This window comes from Microbacterium sp. zg-B185 (genome assembly GCF_030246885.1).
GTDB lineage: Bacteria > Actinomycetota > Actinomycetes > Actinomycetales > Microbacteriaceae > Microbacterium.
Genome location: NZ_CP126739.1, coordinates 1,577,393 through 1,593,432 on the forward strand (window position 1 = coordinate 1,577,393; position 16,040 = coordinate 1,593,432).

Genomic DNA, 16,040 nt, shown 5'->3' on the forward strand with positions numbered 1-16,040 from the left:
GTTCACGACGCGACGGGCGCGTCTGGCGAGAGCCGCCGGGCATCCTCGACGCCCGCCGACGGCCAGGGCGCCGCACGCGTCGCCGGCCCCGAGTCGATCCGCTCTCCTTCGTAGCGGACGGCAGCGACGCTCAACTGGAGCGCAGAGGTGGCCAGTCGAACCGCGATCGGCGTCGGAGTTGAGATGGGCCCGGAGCGCAGCCTTGACCGCAGACGCTCCACGCGGGAACCTGGATGATCCGAGGAGGCCCGATGAGCGACGTGATCCCGTTCCTGTGGTTCGATGACGACGCCGAATCGGCGATCCGGTTCTACACCGCCCTGATCCCCGGGTCCGAGGTCGTGTCCATCGCGACGTACCCGGACGAGGTTCCGGGTATGGGCGGGAAGGTGATGCACGCGCACTTCCGCCTCGCCGGCCGCGATTACTACGCGATGGATGCCGGACCCCAGTTCCCCTTCACCGAGGCGATCTCGCTGTTCCTCTCCTGCGCGGACCAGGAGGAAGTGGACCGGTACTGGTACGCGTTGACCGCCGACGGCGGCCAGGAGCAACCGTGCGCGTGGCTGAAGGATCGATGGGGTGTGTCGTGGCAGATCGTGCCGGACCGGCTGGTCGAACTCATCCGCGACACTGATCCGGACCGGTCGCACCGCGCGGTGCAGGCGATGCTGGGGATGACCAGGATCGACATCGCCGCCCTCGAGGCGGCCGCCGACGGCTCGTGAAGCGCTCGCGCCGCACCGCGGCCATCGGGTGCCTGCTGTGCGCTCTGGTCGCGGCATCCGGCTGTGCCCCCGCCGTGCCGCCGAACGCCGTGCCCACGCGTGCCGCCTCGCCGCAGGCGACCCCCTCGCCGTCTGCGACCGCTGCGCCGTCGACGACCGTCGTGCAGGGTCGATGGCAGCCGGCCGGAGCACCGACCACTCTGGCCACCGGCCTGGTCGCGCCCTGGTCGGTCGTGGCTCTCGATACGGGCGGAGCGCTCGTCTCCGAGCGCGACAGCGGCACCGTGCGGGAGCTGACACCGCGGGGTGGGCTGCGAACGGCAGGAGTCGTGCCCGGTGTGGTCTCGGGCGGGGAGTCCGGGCTTCATGGCCTGGCCGTGTGGGAGGACGAGAGCTCGGGGGAACGCTGGCTCTACGCGTATCACGGTGCGGCGGAGGACAATCGGGTCGTGCGGATGCCGCTGCTCGGCGATCCCGGCGAGCTGGGTCTCGGCGAGGCGCAGACCGTGCTTGCCGGCATCCGACGCACCGGCACGCACAACGGCGGTCGCATCGCCTTCGGGCCGGACGGTCTGCTGTACGTGAGCACCGGTGACGCGCAGGATCCGGATGCCGCGCAGGATCCGGACGCGCTGGGCGGGAAGATCCTGCGGCTGACGCCGGAGGGAGCCCCCGCCCCGGACAACCCCTTCGGCACTGCGGTGTGGACCCTGGGACACCGCAATGTCCAAGGGCTGGCCTGGAGCGCGGACGGCCAGCTGTGGGCCAGCGAGTTCGGTCAGAACGCGTGGGACGAACTGAACCGCATCGTCGCGGGGGCCAACTACGGCTGGCCGGTCGTGGAGGGGGAGGCCGGCGATGCCAGGTTCACCGACCCTGTCGTGGTGTGGACGCCCGGCGACGCCAGTCCCAGCGGTATCGCCGCCGTCGGCGACACGGTGTTCGTCGCGGGTCTGCGCGGCGAACGCCTGTGGGTGGTGAATGCGACGCCGCCCGACGGGGCCGCGCCGCCGACCGTCGGGTTGGCGGGTCAGGGCCGGTTGCGGGATGTCATCGCCGCCCCCGACGGCGGCCTGTGGATCCTCACCAACAACACCGACGGCCGTGGGGCGCCGCGTGCGGACGATGACCTCCTGATCAGCGTGCCGCTCGCCCCCGCGCCGTGAGACAGGCGGCTCGCGGCGACCGATACGGTGAGACCGGCGGGCGTCGTGGTGGCGTCCCGAGAACGGGAGCAAGCGTGACCTCAGTCGCCCGCGGGCAGCGCGTGATCGGCGCCGCGACCCACTACGTCGAGAATCAGCCACCGGTGCGCACGGAGGTGAACGAGTACGCCGCGAACGCTCCGCTCGTGGAGGGTGTCGCCGCATTCGGCGCGGCCTGGGCGGATGAGGCGTTGCGCGAGGCCGGTGCGCTGGTCGGTTCGCCCTCGTTCCAGCGCGATGCCACCCTTGCGAATGTGCACCCGCCGGTAGCGCAGGCCCACGATCGCTGGGGCTTCCGGCTGGACGAAGTGGAGTACGACCCGTCCTACCACCGGGTCATCTCCGAGGCTGTCGCCCGGGGTGCGCACACCTCGGCGTGGTCCGATCCGAAGCAGGGTGCGGACGTGGCGCGCGCGGCGATGTTCATGCTGTTCGCGCAGGTGGAGCCGGGGCACGCCTGCCCGGTGTCGATGACGCACGCCGCGGTGGCATCGATCAAGGAGTCGCCGTGGGTCGCCGACGCGTGGCTTCCGCGCCTGTACTCGCGCGAGTACGAGCCACGGCTGCTGCCCAACGAGGAGAAGACGAGTGCGCTGATCGGCATGGCCATGACCGAGAAGCAGGGCGGGTCGGACGTCCGGGCCGGCACCACGGTCGGCGAGGCGATGGGCGGTCACGCGTACCAGCTGACCGGTCACAAGTGGTTCTGCTCCGCCCCGATGTCGGACGGCTTCCTGGTGCTGGCGAACACGCGGCGGGGCAATGTGGAGGAGGGGCTGAGCTGCCTGTTCGTGCCGCGCCTGCTGCAGCGCGGGATGCGCAACGTCTTCCGGATCCAGCGCCTCAAGGACAAACTCGGCAATCGGTCCAACGCGTCGGCCGAGGTCGAATTCGACGGGACGATCGGGATGGTCCTCGGCGAGCCGGGGCGAGGCGTGCGCACCATCATCGAGATGGTGCAGCGGACCCGGATGGACTGCGTGCTGGGCTCGGCAGCGGGGATGCGCCAGGCCGTCGCGGAGGCGACGTGGCATGCACGGGGCCGGTCCGCGTTCGGCAAGCTCCTGGTGGATCAGGCCGCGATGACCTCGGTGCTCGCCGATCTCGCCCTCGAGTCGGAGGCCGCCATGCTGACAGGGCTGCGCCTGGCGCAGGCGTTCGGCGCGGACGCGTCCGATTCCGACATCGCCTTCCGCCGCCTCGCGACCCCCGTGTCGAAGTACTGGGTCACCAAACGCGGGCCGCACCACGCGTACGAGGCGCTGGAATGCCTGGGCGGCAACGGCTACTCGGAGAGCTTCCCGCTCGCCCGCCGCTACCGGGAACAGCCGGTGATGGCCATCTGGGAGGGCACCGGCAACGTCATCGCACTGGACGTGCTGCGCGCCCTCTCCCGCGATCCGGAGTCGGCCGCGGCGTTCGCCGCCGAGCTCGAGATGACCTCCGGCGGCTCCGCACTTCTGGACGCACACGTCGCTCGCACACTCCGGATGATGGATGAGATCGCCGGCGCGGATCTCGACGAGGCGCAGGCGCAGGCGCGGCGGCTCAGCGAGAACCTCGCTCTCGCGCTGCAAGGGTCCCTCATGCTGCGTCACGCCCCGTCGGTGGCGGCGGAGGCGTTCCTCGCGGCGCGCCTCGGTGAGGACCGCACGGCGCAGTACGGCGGCCTTCCGCGCGGGACGGATGCCGCCGCCATCGTGGCACGGCACTGAGCCCCCTGCTCCGGCGCCGCCCAGGGACCACGCCTAGGCTGACGGGGTGAACTCGGCTCGCAGCACCCTCGTCGCCGGCGTGCTCAGCGCGCTGCTCGTCCTGGGTCTCGCGCCGCCGTCCCACGGCACGGATCGACCGGCGACGGAACCCTCGCCGAGTGCGGCGGAACACGGAACGGTCCGGGTGATCGCCGGGTCGGACCAGGTCGCGCGGGCGCGTGAGCTGGTGGCGGCGATGACCACACGTGAGCGGGCGGCGAGCGTCGTGATGGGCCACATCCCCAGCACGGACGCGACCGCCCTGGCCGACTACATGGCGCGCACCGGCATCGGCGGGTTCATCCTGATGGGCGCCAACATCCCCGCGTCCGAGACCGAGCTGCGACAGCTGACTGCCGCCCTGACAACGGATGCCGCGCTGCCGCCGCTGATCGCCGTCGATCAGGAGGGCGGCGATGTCTCCCGCCTGCCCTGGGACGGTTTCGGGTCCGCGGTCACCCTGAAGGACCAGCCGGCAGAAGCCGCCGGCGGGGCGTTCGCCGCCCGCAGCGCACTCCTGCAACGCGCCGGGATCGGGGTGAACTTCGGAATCGTCGCCGACGTCACCGACGACCGGTCCATGTTCATCTTCCGCCGCGCCCTCGGCACGACCCCGGAAGAGTCCGCCGCGCGGGTGGATGCCGCCGTGGCCGGCTCGAGCGGACAGGCCATGTCCACCCTCAAGCACTTCCCCGGACACGGCGCCGCGCCGGGCGATTCGCACTCCGGCATCCCCACCTCGGGACGCACCAAGGACGAGTGGACCGCAACGGACGGCGTGCCCTTCCGGACCGGGATCGACGCCGGCGCGGACATCCTGATGTTCGGCCACCTCTCCTATCCCGCGATCGATGCCGCACCGGCCACGCTGTCGGCCGAGTGGCACCGCATCGCCCGCGAGGAGCTCGGGTTCACCGGCCTCGCTATCACGGACGACCTGGGGATGCTGCAGGCGTCCGGGCTCGACGGATACCAGGACCCCGTCGCCAATGCCGTGGCCGCGCTGGCGGCGGGAAACGACATGGTCCTGTCGGTGATGTTCTCCTCCGTGGAGACGGCACCGCGAATCGTCGAGGGAATCGCTGCCGCCGCGGACAGCGGCATCCTGTCTCCGGACCGCCTCGAAGAGGCGGCACTGCGCGTGACCACGGCAAGACTCCAGGTCGCCGCCGCCGGACGCGGGCTGGTGCCCTGCGGAGAGTGCGCCCCGGTGGAGTGAGCCAGCGGGTCGGACACACCCGAGGTCGTGTTCCTACGCGGGCTCGATCAGCGCGGGGGAGTCGTTGCGGACGTTGCCCACCGCGGCGGGCACGACGTGATCGTCCAGGGTGGCCGCGACCGCCGGCGCGGCGTCGATCGCGGCGTCCAGCACATCACCGACGTTCTCGACGGTGGGATCCAGCCACGCATCCGCGTGATCGGGATCCAGCAACAGCGGCATCCGATCGTGGATGGATCCCAGGCGGCCGATGGAGTCACGGGTCAGGATCGTGAAGCTCAGCAGCCAGCGGGCAGGATCATCCTCGGGCAGTTGCGGGTTCCGCCACCACTCGTACAGGCCCGCCAGGAACAGCGGTGACCCGTCGGCGGGGTGGATGTAGTGCGGGACCTTCGCGTCGCCGACCGGCTTCCATTCGTAATAGCCGGATGCCGGAACGATTGCGCGACGCTTCTCCAGCGCGCTGCGGAACATCGGCTTGTCCTCGAGCTCCTCGGACCGCGCGTTGAAGGCCCGCGCACCCACCGATGGGTCCTTCGCCCACGACGGCACCAGACCCCAGCGGGCGGCCTCGAGCCGGCGGGTGGGCGGCTCGGTCTTGGACGAGTCCAGCACGATCGCCACCTGGGCCGTGGGTGCGATGTTGTACGACGGCGCGGGCAGGTTCTCGCCTTCGAGATCGACCCGCAGCACGCTGACGAGGTCGGAAGCGACGTCGGCCACCACGAAACGTCCGCACATGCCTGCGAGCTTACGTGCGCCCGTCGACACGAGCGCGCGGATCAGCGTTCCAGGACGCCGACCTCTTCGAGTCGCTCGACGAGTCCGGCTCCGTCTGATCCCGTGACCCACGGCACCGACGCCGCGGTGTGGTCGTCGACCGCGGTGCGGCCACCGGCCAGCACCGCCTCGGCGGGGGACAGTCGTCGGATGGCCACCGCCCTGACCTTGCCGGGGCTCTCGATGGCGAAGGTCGTGTAGATCTCGTCGTCGTGCTGGCCGTCATCGCCGATCAGCAGCCACTTCATGTCCGGGAACTCCTCGGCCAGGCGGCGCAGGTTGGACAGCTTGTGCGCCTTGCCGCTTCGGAACCATCGGTCATGCGTCGGGCCCCAGTCCGTCAGCAGCACGGCCCCGGAGGGAAAGAGGTGCCGCCTGAGGAACCGGATGAGCGTGGGCGCCACGTTCCAGGCGCCCGTGGACAGGTAGATCACCGGCGTGCCGGGTGCGTCGCGGACCAGCCGCTCCATGAGGACGGCCATCCCGGGCACGGGCTGGCGGGCATGTTCGTTCACGACGAAGGAGTTCCACGCCGCCAGGAGTGGGCGCGGCAGGGCGGTGACCATGACGGTGTCGTCCACGTCGGACACGATCCCGAGGCGCACATCGGCGCCGACGACGAAGACGCGGGTCTCCACGGGTTCGCCACCCTCGACCGACATCGTCAGTGTCTGCCAGCCGGGCGCCAGGTGAGCCGGGATGACCGTGTCGATCACACCGCCCCGATCGGCGACCACCTCGTGCACCGCATCGGCGACGGTGATCTGCACCTGTGCGTACCCCACCGGGACGGCGGCGAAGCTGCGCCAGCCGCGCACGCTCTCGTACTCGACCGACGCCGACGACGGCGCCGGCCGGACGATCATCACGCGGCCGAGTACCCGGACCCAGTCGGGTCCGCCGTATCCGGGGAACGGGGTGACCGTCGGCGTGAGGCCGCGGGCACGGGCCCGGCGCTCCCGCCAGGAGTGGAAGCGGTACTCGAGCCTGGCGAGCCACAGCACTTTCGGGCGCTCGGGCGTCGTCGAGGAAGGGGGCATCCCTTCAGTCTTTCACGTCATCCGCGGTGCCCATCGTCCCGGGGGACACGTCGGGCTCCCCGTCATCGTCGGAGAGGTGCCTGAGCTCGACCCGCTCGATGAGCTTCTTGGCGACGAAGACCAGGAGGACGAACGCGACGATGATCGCGACGAAGATGTAGCCCGCGAAGTGCAGTCGATCGGCCAGCTCGCGGTAGCTTCCGGCGGCCAGAGCGGCGACGGACACATAAAGTCCCGCCCAGATCACACAGGCGGGGAGGGTCCATGCCAGGAAACGGCGGTACGAGAACCCGCTCATCCCGACCGTCAGCGGCACCAGCGAGTGCAGCACGGGCAGGAACCGGGATACGAAGATGGCGGGTCCGCCGCGTCTGCGCAGATATCTCTCCGAGCGTCTCCAGTTGTCCTCACCGATGCGCCGGCCCAGCCGCGAGTGACGGATCTTCGGACCGAGGAAGCGGCCGAGCCCGAATCCGATGCTCTCGCCGATCAGCGCGCCGATCACGACCGCCACGCCCAGCAGCACCCCCTCGAGCGGCGATGCCACCGCGGTGCCCGCGATGATCACGACGGTGTCACCCGGGACGACCAGCCCGACCAGCACGCTGGTCTCGAGCATGATCGCCAGCCCGGCCAGCACCGTCCGCAGCAGCGGGTCGACGCTCTGGACGGTGTCGAGCAGCCAGGTGAGGAACTCGTTCACACCTGAAGCCTAGAGCGGCCCCGCGGCCCTCTAGCCTGGGAGGATGCCGGAGCCCCTGATCGCCGTCCCTCTGAGCGGGTGGCAGGACCCGGCGTCCGTCCACGCATTCATCGTCGGCTGCTCCTCTGATTCCTTCTGGCTGGACGCAGGACCATCGGCCGAGAGCGGCTGGAGCTGGGTGGGCGACGGTGTCGTGGAGGATCATCCCGACCGCGTGCGCGCCGTCGCGCTGGCCGGCGCCCGGCCGCGGGACGGGTGGGATGCCGGCCGCTTCCGCGGCGGGTGGATCGGGTGGCTCGGATACGAGGACGCGGCTGCTCGTGCGGGAGCGCCGGTGAGTGAGGCCGGTCCCGATGCGCCCACCGAGCGGTGGCTCCGGGTGGAGCGCTTCGTGGCCTTCGATCATGCCCGTCGCCGCGCCTGGGCGGTGGCGCCCGCCGAAGCGGTCGAAGCGTTCGCGGCGGCTGTGACTGCTCCCCACCCGGGCATCGGTGCGCCGGTGCCGCTGCGGGTGCAGGCGACGGGCCGGCATGAGCCGGACGCGTACGCGGCGCTGATCGAACGCTGCCGGGACGCCATCCGCGAAGGCGATGCCTACCAGCTGTGCTTGACGACGCGGTTCACCGTGGATGCCGAGGTCGATGCGGTGGCCACGTACGCCCGGTTGCGACGGATGACGCCGGCGCACCACGGCGGGCTCGTCCGCTCGGGAGAGTTCGCGCTCGCCAGCGCGAGCCCCGAGCGTTTCCTGGAGGTCGAGGACGGCGTCGTGCGCACCCGGCCGATCAAGGGAACCCGGCCGCGCGGCTCCGATCCGATCGAGGACGCCGCCCTGGCCGAGGAGCTGCGGACCAGCCAGAAGGAACGGGCCGAGAACGTCATGATCGTGGACCTGATGCGCAACGACCTGTCGCGTGTCTGCGAACCCGGCTCAGTGGGCGTCGAGGGTCTTCTCGAGGTGGAGTCGTATCCGGCGGTGCACCAGCTGGTGAGCACCGTGTCCGGGACGCTGACACCGGACGTCACCGTCGGCGACCTGCTCGATGCGACCTTCCCCGCCGGGAGCATGACCGGAGCTCCGAAGCTGTCCGCGATGACGATCCTGCACGAGCTGGAACGTGGCCCACGTGGCGTGTTCGCCGGCTGCTTCGGATGGATCGGCAGCGACGGTGCGCTGGATCTGGCGATGGTGATCCGCTCCATCGTCGTGCACCCGGGCGGAGCGTACGTGGGAGCAGGCGGAGGGATCACATGGCGGTCCGAGGCCGCCGCGGAGGTCGCCGAGGTCGGCGTCAAGGCCCGGGGCCCACTGGCCGCGATCGGCGCGGATCTGCCTCCCGGCTGGTGACGAGGCGCGGTCCGGTAGCCTAGAAGGCGCGCTCTGCGCGTCCAGCACACCCCCACGATTGGCATCTTTCCGTGAGTCAGACCCTTCCGCCCGACACCGCCGCGCCCTCCGAGGGCGGGTACGATGCCTACGCCATCCAGCAGAAGTGGCAGGCGCGGTGGCGCGAGGCCGACCCGTTCCGTGCGGGCGGCGCCGAGGATCGACGGCCGCGGAAGTACGTGCTGGGCATGTTCCCCTACCCCTCGGGTGACCTGCACATGGGTCACGCCGAGAGCTATGCGTACGTCGACGTGGTGGCGCGTTTCTGGCGCCACCGCGGCTACAACGTGCTCAACCCGATCGGCTGGGACTCCTTCGGGCTGCCCGCCGAGAACGCGGCGATCCAGCGCGGTGCCGACCCGCGCGAGTGGACGTACGCGAACATCGAACAGCACAAGAAGAGCTTCCGCGAGTACGGCTCGTCATACGACTGGAGCCGGATCCTGCACACCAGCGACCCGGACTACTACCGCTGGAACCAGTGGCTGTTCCAGCGCCTGTACGAGCGCGGTCTGGCCTACCGCAAGGAGAGCCCGGTCAACTGGTGCCCGAACGATCAGACCGTGCTGGCCAATGAGCAGGTCGTGGACGGCCGCTGCGAGCGCTGCGGCACCGAAGTGGTCAAGAAGAAGCTCACCCAGTGGTACTTCCGGATCACCGAGTACGCCGACCGCCTCCTGGACGACCTGAACCAGCTCGAAGGCTTCTGGCCCCAGAAGGTGCTGCGCATGCAGCGCAACTGGATCGGACGATCCATCGGGGCCGACATCGACTTCGAGATCGAAGGACACCCCGAGAAGGTCACCGTCTTCTCCACGCGCCCGGACACGCTGTACGGCGCGACCTTCTTCGTCGTGGCCCCCGACTCCGACCTGGCCTCGACCCTGGCGGCGGGGGCGTCGAGCGAGGTGCAGCTCCGATTCCAGGACTACCTGACCAGCGTCGGCCGCACCTCCGAGATCGAGCGCCAGAGCACGGATCGTCCCAAGACCGGCGTCTTCCTGGAGCGGTACGCCATCAACCCGATCAACGGCGAGCGACTGCCGATCTGGGCTGCCGACTACGTGCTGGCCGACTACGGGCACGGCGCCGTCATGGCCGTGCCCGCCCACGACCAGCGCGACCTCGACTTCGCGCGCGCCTTCGATCTGCCGGTGCGGGTGGTCGTGGACACGACCGCGCCGGTGACCGGCGCGATCGCCGTGATCGAGCTGGACGAGCACGGCGATCCCATCGATCCCGGCCCGAGCGCGGCATCCGTCCCCGACCTGGACCCGGCAACGACCGGCGTCGCGCTGACCGGCGAGGGCCGGATGATCAACTCCGGACCGCTCGACGGGCTCTCCAAGCGAAACGCCATCGCGCGCATCACCGAGCAGCTCACCGCTGCCGGCACGGGCCGCACGTCGAAGTCCTATCGACTGCGGGATTGGCTCATCTCACGCCAGCGTTTCTGGGGCACCCCGATCCCCATGATCCACACCGAGGACGGCCGCACCGTTCCGGTGCCCGACGAGCAGCTGCCGCTGACCCTGCCCGACGCCAAGGAACTCGACCTGGCGCCGAGGGGAACGTCGCCGCTGGGTGCCGCGAAGGAGTGGATGGCCACGACCGACCCCGAGACCGGCGCACCGGCCACGCGCGATCCGGACACGATGGACACCTTCGTGGACAGCTCGTGGTATTTCCTGCGCTTCCTCTCACCGGGTGACCCGACCGAGGCGTTCTCGCCGAAAGAGGCCGCCAAGTGGGCGCCCGTCGATTCGTACATCGGCGGCGTCGAGCACGCGATCCTGCATCTGCTGTACGCGCGCTTCATCACCAAGGTCCTCTTCGACATGGGTCTGGTGGACTTCACCGAACCGTTCTCGACCCTGATCAACCAGGGAATGGTCCTGCTCGGCGGCTCCAAGATGTCCAAGAGCAAGGGCAACCTGGTCGAGTTCTCCGCGAGCATGGTCGACCCCGGCGCGGATGCCGTGCGCGTCGCGGTCGCCTTCGCCGGTCCGGTCGAGGACGACATCAACTGGGAGGACGTCTCGACCACCGGCGCGCAGAAGTTCCTGGCGCGGGCCTGGCGCGTGGCCCAGGACGTGGCCAGCAGCCCGGACGTGGTCTGGGCCGAGGGCGACCAGGCGCTGCGACGCGTCACCCACCGCCTGCTCGCCGACGCTCCCGGGCTGGTCGAGCACACCAAGTTCAACGTGGTGGTCGCGCGGCTGATGGAACTGGTCAACGCCACCCGCAAGGTGATCGACAGCGGGGCCGGCCCGGCCGATCCCGCCGTCCGCGAGGCGGCCGAGACGACCGCAATGGTCCTGGACCTGTTCGCCCCGCACACTGCGGAGGAGATGTGGGAGATGCTGGGCTACCAGCCGTTCGTCGGTCTGGTGCCCTGGCGCCAGCCCGATGCGACGCTGCTGGTGGAGGACACGGTCACCACCGTCATCCAGATCGACGGCAAGGTCCGCGCGACCATCGAGGTCTCCGCCCGGATCGATCCGGACGAGCTGGAAGCGCTGGCACGCGCCGATGCCCGCGTGCAGCGCGCGCTGAACGGCCGGGAGATCACCCGCGCCGTGGTGCGTCCGCCGAAGGTGGTCAGTTTCAGCACCAGCTGATGCCGTTGTGGTGCCCGGAGCGCGTGGGTTATCCTCCAGATTCCGGAACCGATCGAGCCGGTTCCTCGCTGGGGCGGGAAAATGGCATCCGAACACCGTCATGCAGCCGACCCGATCACCTTCGCGGGTGGCGTGCTGGACCGCTACCGCCACGTGTGCGCGTTCATGGACGGGCAGGCCGACGATGCTGTTCTGGATCCGTTCATCGCCCAGGGGATCGATCACGGCGACCGCCTGCTCTACGTCGTGGATCCCGCGGCATCCGCAGCGCCGGTGACGCACATCCGGCACCTGGGATACGACGCGGGACGGCTTCTCGAAGAGCATCGCTGTGAAGTGCGGACCTGGTCGGAGACCTACCTGCAGGGCGGCAGCTTCGATCAGGGACGGATGCTGGATCAACTGGACCGGATGCTCGGAGCCGGCGACTCGCCCCGCACCCGCATGCTGTGCGACATGGGGTGGGCGGTGGACCGCCCGGGGATCGCGGAGAGCCTGATCCGGTTCGAGGCACGCGCGAACTTCATCCACGCCCGCCATGAGCACGTCGTGATCTGCTCCTACGATGCGACGAGGTTCGACGGCTCGTTCGTGATCGACATCCTGCGCACCCATCCGATGGTCCTGATCGGCGGGATCCTGCAGGAGAACCCGTTCTTCGTCCCGCCGTCCGAGTTCCTGCGGGAGCGCAGTGCGACCTCGGATGCCTGACGGGGCCATCCCGGTGATGGACGCATCGTCGAGGCCCGCCAAGGCGGCTGATCTCGCGCTGTCCGCAGCCGATTCGCGACGATGGATGCGCGACCTGGGCGCGCTGCTCGCGCTGCCGGCCATGTGGGTGGACCATGAACCCGCGGAGATCGCGACCGGCCTGCTGAGCGTGCTGGCCGGTGTCCTGCAGCTCGAGGGCGCGTACGCGCGCTTCCAGGACCTGCCCTCCGGCAGCGTTCCGCTGGAATGCTGGCGGCCCTCCGGATCCACCCCGCCCCCGGAATTTCGAATCCTCCTGGACACGGGGGCGCCGGGGGCCGGGACGACGACCACGCCGGTGCGTGCCGACGGGCGGCGCACCGTCCGCGTCACGAGCGTGCCACTGGCACTCCCCTGGGAGAGCGGGCTGGTGCTCGTCTCCTCCGAGCGGGAGGACTTTCCGACCGCCATGGAGACGCATCTGCTGCGCATCGCGGTCAGTCAAGCCGCGATCGCCATCCACACCGCGCGCCGCATCGGGCGCGAGCACGCCGCGCGCGTCGCCGCGGAGGCTGCTCTGCGCCGACAGCACGAGCTGGTGCGCGCCCTGGCCGAAGATGTCGGTCCGTCGTTCGCGGCGCTGACGCGCCGGATGCAGGAGGCCGCGCAGCTGCAGAACGATGTCGATTCGCTGCTGGCGGCGCTCGGTGCCGATACCGGCCTGCCATCGGTGCGGGAAGCGGTGCCGCCGGCGCCGGCGGGCGGCACGTCCCGCGACGGCGTCCGCTCGGCCGTGCCCTCCTTGACCCGTCGCGAGACCGAGGTGTTGGGACTGCTGGCCCAGGGCCTGAGCAACAAGGAGATCGCCGGGATGATGTGGCTCAGCGACCGCACCGTCGAACGGCACGTCACCAGCCTGTACCGCAAGATCGGCGTGGCCCGTCGCAGCGAAGCGACCGCCTTCGCATTCCGACACGGCCTGGCCTGATCGGCGGCAGCGGGTCGGCGGTTGAGGGTTTGCCGACACGGGGGTGCGCACTCGGCGGGACAGTTGAGGATTCCCGCGGACGCCGTCGGCGGCGGTGCCGCGGGAGCATTCGACGTGCGGCACAACGCGGCCGCGTTCGCAGAGGAGATCACCATGACCATGACCGAAGACCGGGCCGAACAACGCAGCGACGACACCGCGCTTCGTCCGTTCACCGTGCAGTTCGCGCAGGAGGACCTGGATGACCTGCGCACGCGGGTGCGTGAGACCCGCTGGCCGGAGCGGGAGACCGTCGACGACGCCTCGCAGGGGGTCCAGCTCCAGGTCGTCCAGCAGCTCGCACAGCGCTGGGCCGACGATTACGACTGGCGGGCCGTCGAATCACGGCTCAACGAGCTGCCGCAGTTCGTCACGCGGATCGATGGGCTCGACATCCATTTCATCCACGTCCGGTCGGCGCACGAAGGCGCCCTGCCGATGATCGTCACGCACGGATGGCCGGGCTCGGTGATCGAGCAGCTGAAGATCATCGGCCCCCTGACCGATCCCACCGCGCATGGCGCGAGCGCCGAGGACGCGTTCCACCTCGTCATCCCGTCCCTTCCCGGACACGGATTCTCCGCCGCACCGGACGCGACCGGCTGGGACCCGATCCGCATCGCCAAGGCCTGGGTGCAGCTCATGCGCCGGCTCGGATACGAGCGCTACGTCGCACAGGGCGGGGACTGGGGCAACGCCGTGACCGAGCAGATGGCGCTGCTGACCCCGCCGGGACTCATCGGCATCCACACCAACATGCCGGCCACGGTCCCGGACGCGATTCAAGCGGCACTGAGCGCCGGCGAGCCGGCGCCCGAGGACCTCTCGCCGGAGGAGCGCGGCGCGTGGGACCAATTGGCGTTCTTCTACGCCCACGGGCTGGCCTACGCCCAGGAGATGGGAAACCGACCGCAGACGCTCTACGGGCTCGCCGACTCGCCCGTCGGCTTGGCCGCCTGGATGCTCGATCACGACTCCCGCAGCTATGACCTGATCGCGCGGGTGTTCGCGGGCGGCAGCGAAGGGCTCACTGCGCAGGACATCCTCGACAACGTGACGCTGTACTGGCTGACCAACACGGCGGTGTCTTCGGCGCGTCTGTACTGGGAGAGCAAGCTCCCGTTCTTCGCGCCCAAGGGAGTCACGCTGCCGGTCGCGGTGAGCGTCTTCCCCGACGAGATCTACGCGGCGCCGCGCAGTTGGAGCGCGCAGGCGTACCCGAACCTGATCCACTTCAACCGCCTGGATCGCGGCGGCCACTTCGCGGCCTGGGAGCAGCCCGACCTGTTCTCGCGGGAGATGCGCGCCGCTTTCCGGTCGTTGCGGTGAGCCCCGGGGACAGTGACATCATGACCGACGCAGTCCGATCCGCCGTGTCCCCCAGCGACGGCGCGTTCGCTCCGCTGTCCCAGATCGACGCCGGCGAGCTGAGCGTGGGCCTGGTCGATCTGGGGCCGGCGGACGGTCCCGCGGTCCTGCTGCTGCACGGGTGGCCGTACGACGCCACCGAGCGCGGGCGTCGCGGGTACGAGCAGTACCGCGGCGAGTTCGCGCGGCTGATCTGGAAGACCGCCTCGCCGCGGTGGAACTTCGACGAGCAGACCTTCGATCGGACTGCGGCGCTGTTCGCCGGCGCCTACGAGCACCGCTTCATCGGCGGGGGAGTCGGCCACAACCTCCCGCAAGAAGCACCGCATGCGTTCGCCGACGCCGTCCTCGACGTGGCCGGGACGCGTCGGCCGGAGCAGGCGGAGGAGGCGAGCGTCGATGTCGCGGCGAGTCTGCACTGAGGATGCGGAGGGACCGGTCGACACCCCCGCCCGCGGCGGGCTGGTCCGCTCGATCGCGCACCGGCTTGCCGGGGACCGGGAGCTCCTCCCGGACGAGCGACGGCTGCCGTCCTTCGACCGGGCGACCGGCTGGCTGCAGTCCGATCCGCTCACTCCGGTGGCGCTTCGCGGTCGCGTCGTCCTGGTCGATTTCTGGACCTACACCTGCGTGAACTGGCTGCGGACGCTGCCGTACCTGTCGGCGTGGCATGCCAAATACGCCGACGCGGGATTGAGCATCATCGGCGTGCACACACCCGAGTTCGGCTTCGAGCACTCCCTCCGCAACGTCAGGATGCAGGCGCAGGACCTCGGCGTCCGCTACCCGGTTGCCATCGACAACGACTACGGCGTGTGGGACGAGTTCGCCAACCACTACTGGCCGGCGCTGTACATCGCGGACGCGGCGGGACGGATCCGGTTCCACCACTACGGCGAAGGCGAGTACGAGCGGACCGAAATGGTCATCCAACGGCTTCTCGTCGACGCGGGCAGCCCCCGGGTGGACCGGGAGCTGGTGCTGGTCGACCCGGTGGGGGTGGAGGTCGCCGCCGACTGGCGGTCCCTGCAATCCCCGGAGAGCTACCTCGGATACGCCCAGAGTGCCGGGTTCGCCTCGGAGGACCCGGCGGCCTTTGACCGTCGGCACGCCTACAGCGGCGCCGCGCGGCTGCCGCTGAACGGGTGGGACCTCACCGGCGAATGGACGGTGACCAGCCAGGCGGTCGTGGCGGACCGCTCCGGCGGTCGGATCTCGTTCGCGTTCCACGCCAGAGATGTCAATCTCGTGATGGGGCCGGCGCGCGCGGGCGAGAGCATCCCGTTCCGGATCCTGCTGGACGGGGAAGCGGTCGGCGACGGCCGTGGCACCGATGCGGCGGCCGACGGGACCGGGGTGGTGCTGGATCAGAAGACGTACCAGCTCGTCCGGCAGCCCGAGCCGATCGTCGACCGTCTGTTCGAGATCGAGTTCGGCTCACCCGGAGTGGAGGCGTACTGCTTCACGTTCGGCTGAGCCGCGCCCCGAGCACGCGCTCTCCGCCCGTCTCCTCCCCAG

14 protein-coding genes are annotated in these 16,040 nt (G+C 70.3%); 11 read left to right on the plus strand and 3 right to left on the minus strand.

Features of this window, described 5'->3' with window-relative positions; all coding sequences use genetic code 11:
• Positions 1-251 precede the first annotated feature (251 nt).
• The 4 genes from QNO12_RS07630 to QNO12_RS07645 all read left to right on the plus strand — a co-directional run bounded on the left by QNO12_RS07630 (position 252) and on the right by QNO12_RS07645 (position 4,906).
• Positions 252-728 (plus strand): VOC family protein, encoded by a 477-nt coding sequence (locus QNO12_RS07630; RefSeq protein WP_257502177.1) that lies wholly within the window; start codon positions 252-254, stop codon positions 726-728.
• Complete coding sequence (locus QNO12_RS07635; protein ID WP_257502178.1) at positions 725-1,894, plus strand: PQQ-dependent sugar dehydrogenase; 1,170 nt, start codon at positions 725-727, stop codon at positions 1,892-1,894. The genes QNO12_RS07630 and QNO12_RS07635 overlap by 4 nt, the downstream gene beginning before the upstream one ends.
• Positions 1,895-1,968: 74 nt before the next feature.
• Positions 1,969-3,648, plus strand: a complete 1,680-nt coding sequence (locus tag QNO12_RS07640; RefSeq protein ID WP_257502179.1) for an acyl-CoA dehydrogenase family protein — start codon at positions 1,969-1,971, stop codon at positions 3,646-3,648.
• 46 nt (positions 3,649-3,694) lie between these two features.
• Positions 3,695-4,906, plus strand: coding sequence for a glycoside hydrolase family 3 N-terminal domain-containing protein (locus QNO12_RS07645; protein ID WP_257502180.1), 1,212 nt, complete (start codon positions 3,695-3,697; stop codon positions 4,904-4,906).
• Between the two features lie 33 nt (positions 4,907-4,939).
• On the opposite strand, the gene QNO12_RS07650 is transcribed toward QNO12_RS07645, so the two are convergent.
• The 3 genes from QNO12_RS07650 to QNO12_RS07660 are packed head-to-tail and all read right to left on the minus strand — an operon-like array spanning position 4,940 to position 7,429.
• Positions 4,940-5,647, minus strand: coding sequence for an SOS response-associated peptidase (locus QNO12_RS07650; RefSeq protein ID WP_257502181.1), 708 nt, complete (start codon positions 5,645-5,647; stop codon positions 4,940-4,942).
• Positions 5,648-5,688: 41 nt separating this feature from the next.
• Entirely contained in the window at positions 5,689-6,726 is a 1,038-nt protein-coding gene (locus tag QNO12_RS07655) for an App1 family protein phosphatidate phosphatase (RefSeq protein ID WP_257502182.1), read from the minus strand.
• Positions 6,727-6,730: 4 nt separating this feature from the next.
• On the minus strand, positions 6,731-7,429 hold the full coding sequence (locus QNO12_RS07660; protein ID WP_257502183.1) for a DedA family protein: 699 nt from the start codon (positions 7,427-7,429) through the stop codon (positions 6,731-6,733).
• A 43-nt stretch (positions 7,430-7,472) separates the two neighbouring features.
• On the opposite strand from QNO12_RS07660, the gene pabB reads away from it, so the two are divergent.
• The 7 genes from pabB to QNO12_RS07695 all read left to right on the plus strand — a co-directional run bounded on the left by pabB (position 7,473) and on the right by QNO12_RS07695 (position 15,998).
• Entirely contained in the window at positions 7,473-8,777 is a 1,305-nt protein-coding gene (gene pabB / locus QNO12_RS07665; RefSeq protein ID WP_257502184.1) for an aminodeoxychorismate synthase component I, read from the plus strand.
• Between the two features lie 71 nt (positions 8,778-8,848).
• A complete protein-coding gene (leuS, locus tag QNO12_RS07670; RefSeq protein WP_257502185.1) occupies positions 8,849-11,437 on the plus strand; it encodes a leucine--tRNA ligase in 2,589 nt (862 codons plus the stop codon).
• 81 nt (positions 11,438-11,518) lie between these two features.
• Positions 11,519-12,148 (plus strand): MEDS domain-containing protein, encoded by a 630-nt coding sequence (locus QNO12_RS07675; protein WP_257502186.1) that lies wholly within the window; start codon positions 11,519-11,521, stop codon positions 12,146-12,148.
• Complete coding sequence (locus QNO12_RS07680) at positions 12,141-13,115, plus strand: helix-turn-helix transcriptional regulator (RefSeq protein WP_257502187.1); 975 nt, start codon at positions 12,141-12,143, stop codon at positions 13,113-13,115. Before QNO12_RS07675 ends, QNO12_RS07680 begins: the two co-directional genes overlap by 8 nt.
• Before the next feature lie 153 nt (positions 13,116-13,268).
• The gene (locus QNO12_RS07685) at positions 13,269-14,483 is read left to right on the plus strand and encodes an epoxide hydrolase family protein (RefSeq protein WP_257502188.1); all 1,215 of its coding nucleotides are present in this window, start codon (positions 13,269-13,271) and stop codon (positions 14,481-14,483) included.
• Positions 14,484-14,503: 20 nt separating this feature from the next.
• On the plus strand, positions 14,504-14,944 hold the full coding sequence (locus QNO12_RS07690; RefSeq protein ID WP_257502190.1) for a hypothetical protein: 441 nt from the start codon (positions 14,504-14,506) through the stop codon (positions 14,942-14,944).
• Positions 14,922-15,998: a redoxin domain-containing protein gene (locus tag QNO12_RS07695; protein WP_257502191.1), complete on the plus strand. Its 1,077-nt coding sequence runs from the start codon at positions 14,922-14,924 to the stop codon at positions 15,996-15,998. The genes QNO12_RS07690 and QNO12_RS07695 overlap by 23 nt, the downstream gene beginning before the upstream one ends.
• Positions 15,999-16,040: the final 42 nt, after the last annotated feature.

Excerpts from the sequence above, each read along its gene's own strand:
- QNO12_RS07630 (WP_257502177.1), top strand. The coding sequence starts at position 252 with ATGAGCGACGTGATCCCGTTCCTGTGGTTCGATGACGACGCCGAATCG.
- QNO12_RS07650 (WP_257502181.1), bottom strand. The coding sequence starts at position 5,647 with ATGTGCGGACGTTTCGTGGTGGCCGACGTCGCTTCCGACCTCGTCAGC.
- QNO12_RS07655 (WP_257502182.1), bottom strand. The coding sequence starts at position 6,726 with ATGCCCCCTTCCTCGACGACGCCCGAGCGCCCGAAAGTGCTGTGGCTC.
- pabB (WP_257502184.1), top strand. The coding sequence starts at position 7,473 with ATGCCGGAGCCCCTGATCGCCGTCCCTCTGAGCGGGTGGCAGGACCCG.
- QNO12_RS07675 (WP_257502186.1), top strand. The coding sequence starts at position 11,519 with ATGGCATCCGAACACCGTCATGCAGCCGACCCGATCACCTTCGCGGGT.
- QNO12_RS07680 (WP_257502187.1), top strand. The coding sequence starts at position 12,141 with ATGCCTGACGGGGCCATCCCGGTGATGGACGCATCGTCGAGGCCCGCC.
- QNO12_RS07685 (WP_257502188.1), top strand. The coding sequence starts at position 13,269 with ATGACCATGACCGAAGACCGGGCCGAACAACGCAGCGACGACACCGCG.
- QNO12_RS07690 (WP_257502190.1), top strand. The coding sequence starts at position 14,504 with ATGACCGACGCAGTCCGATCCGCCGTGTCCCCCAGCGACGGCGCGTTC.
- QNO12_RS07695 (WP_257502191.1), top strand. The coding sequence starts at position 14,922 with ATGTCGCGGCGAGTCTGCACTGAGGATGCGGAGGGACCGGTCGACACC.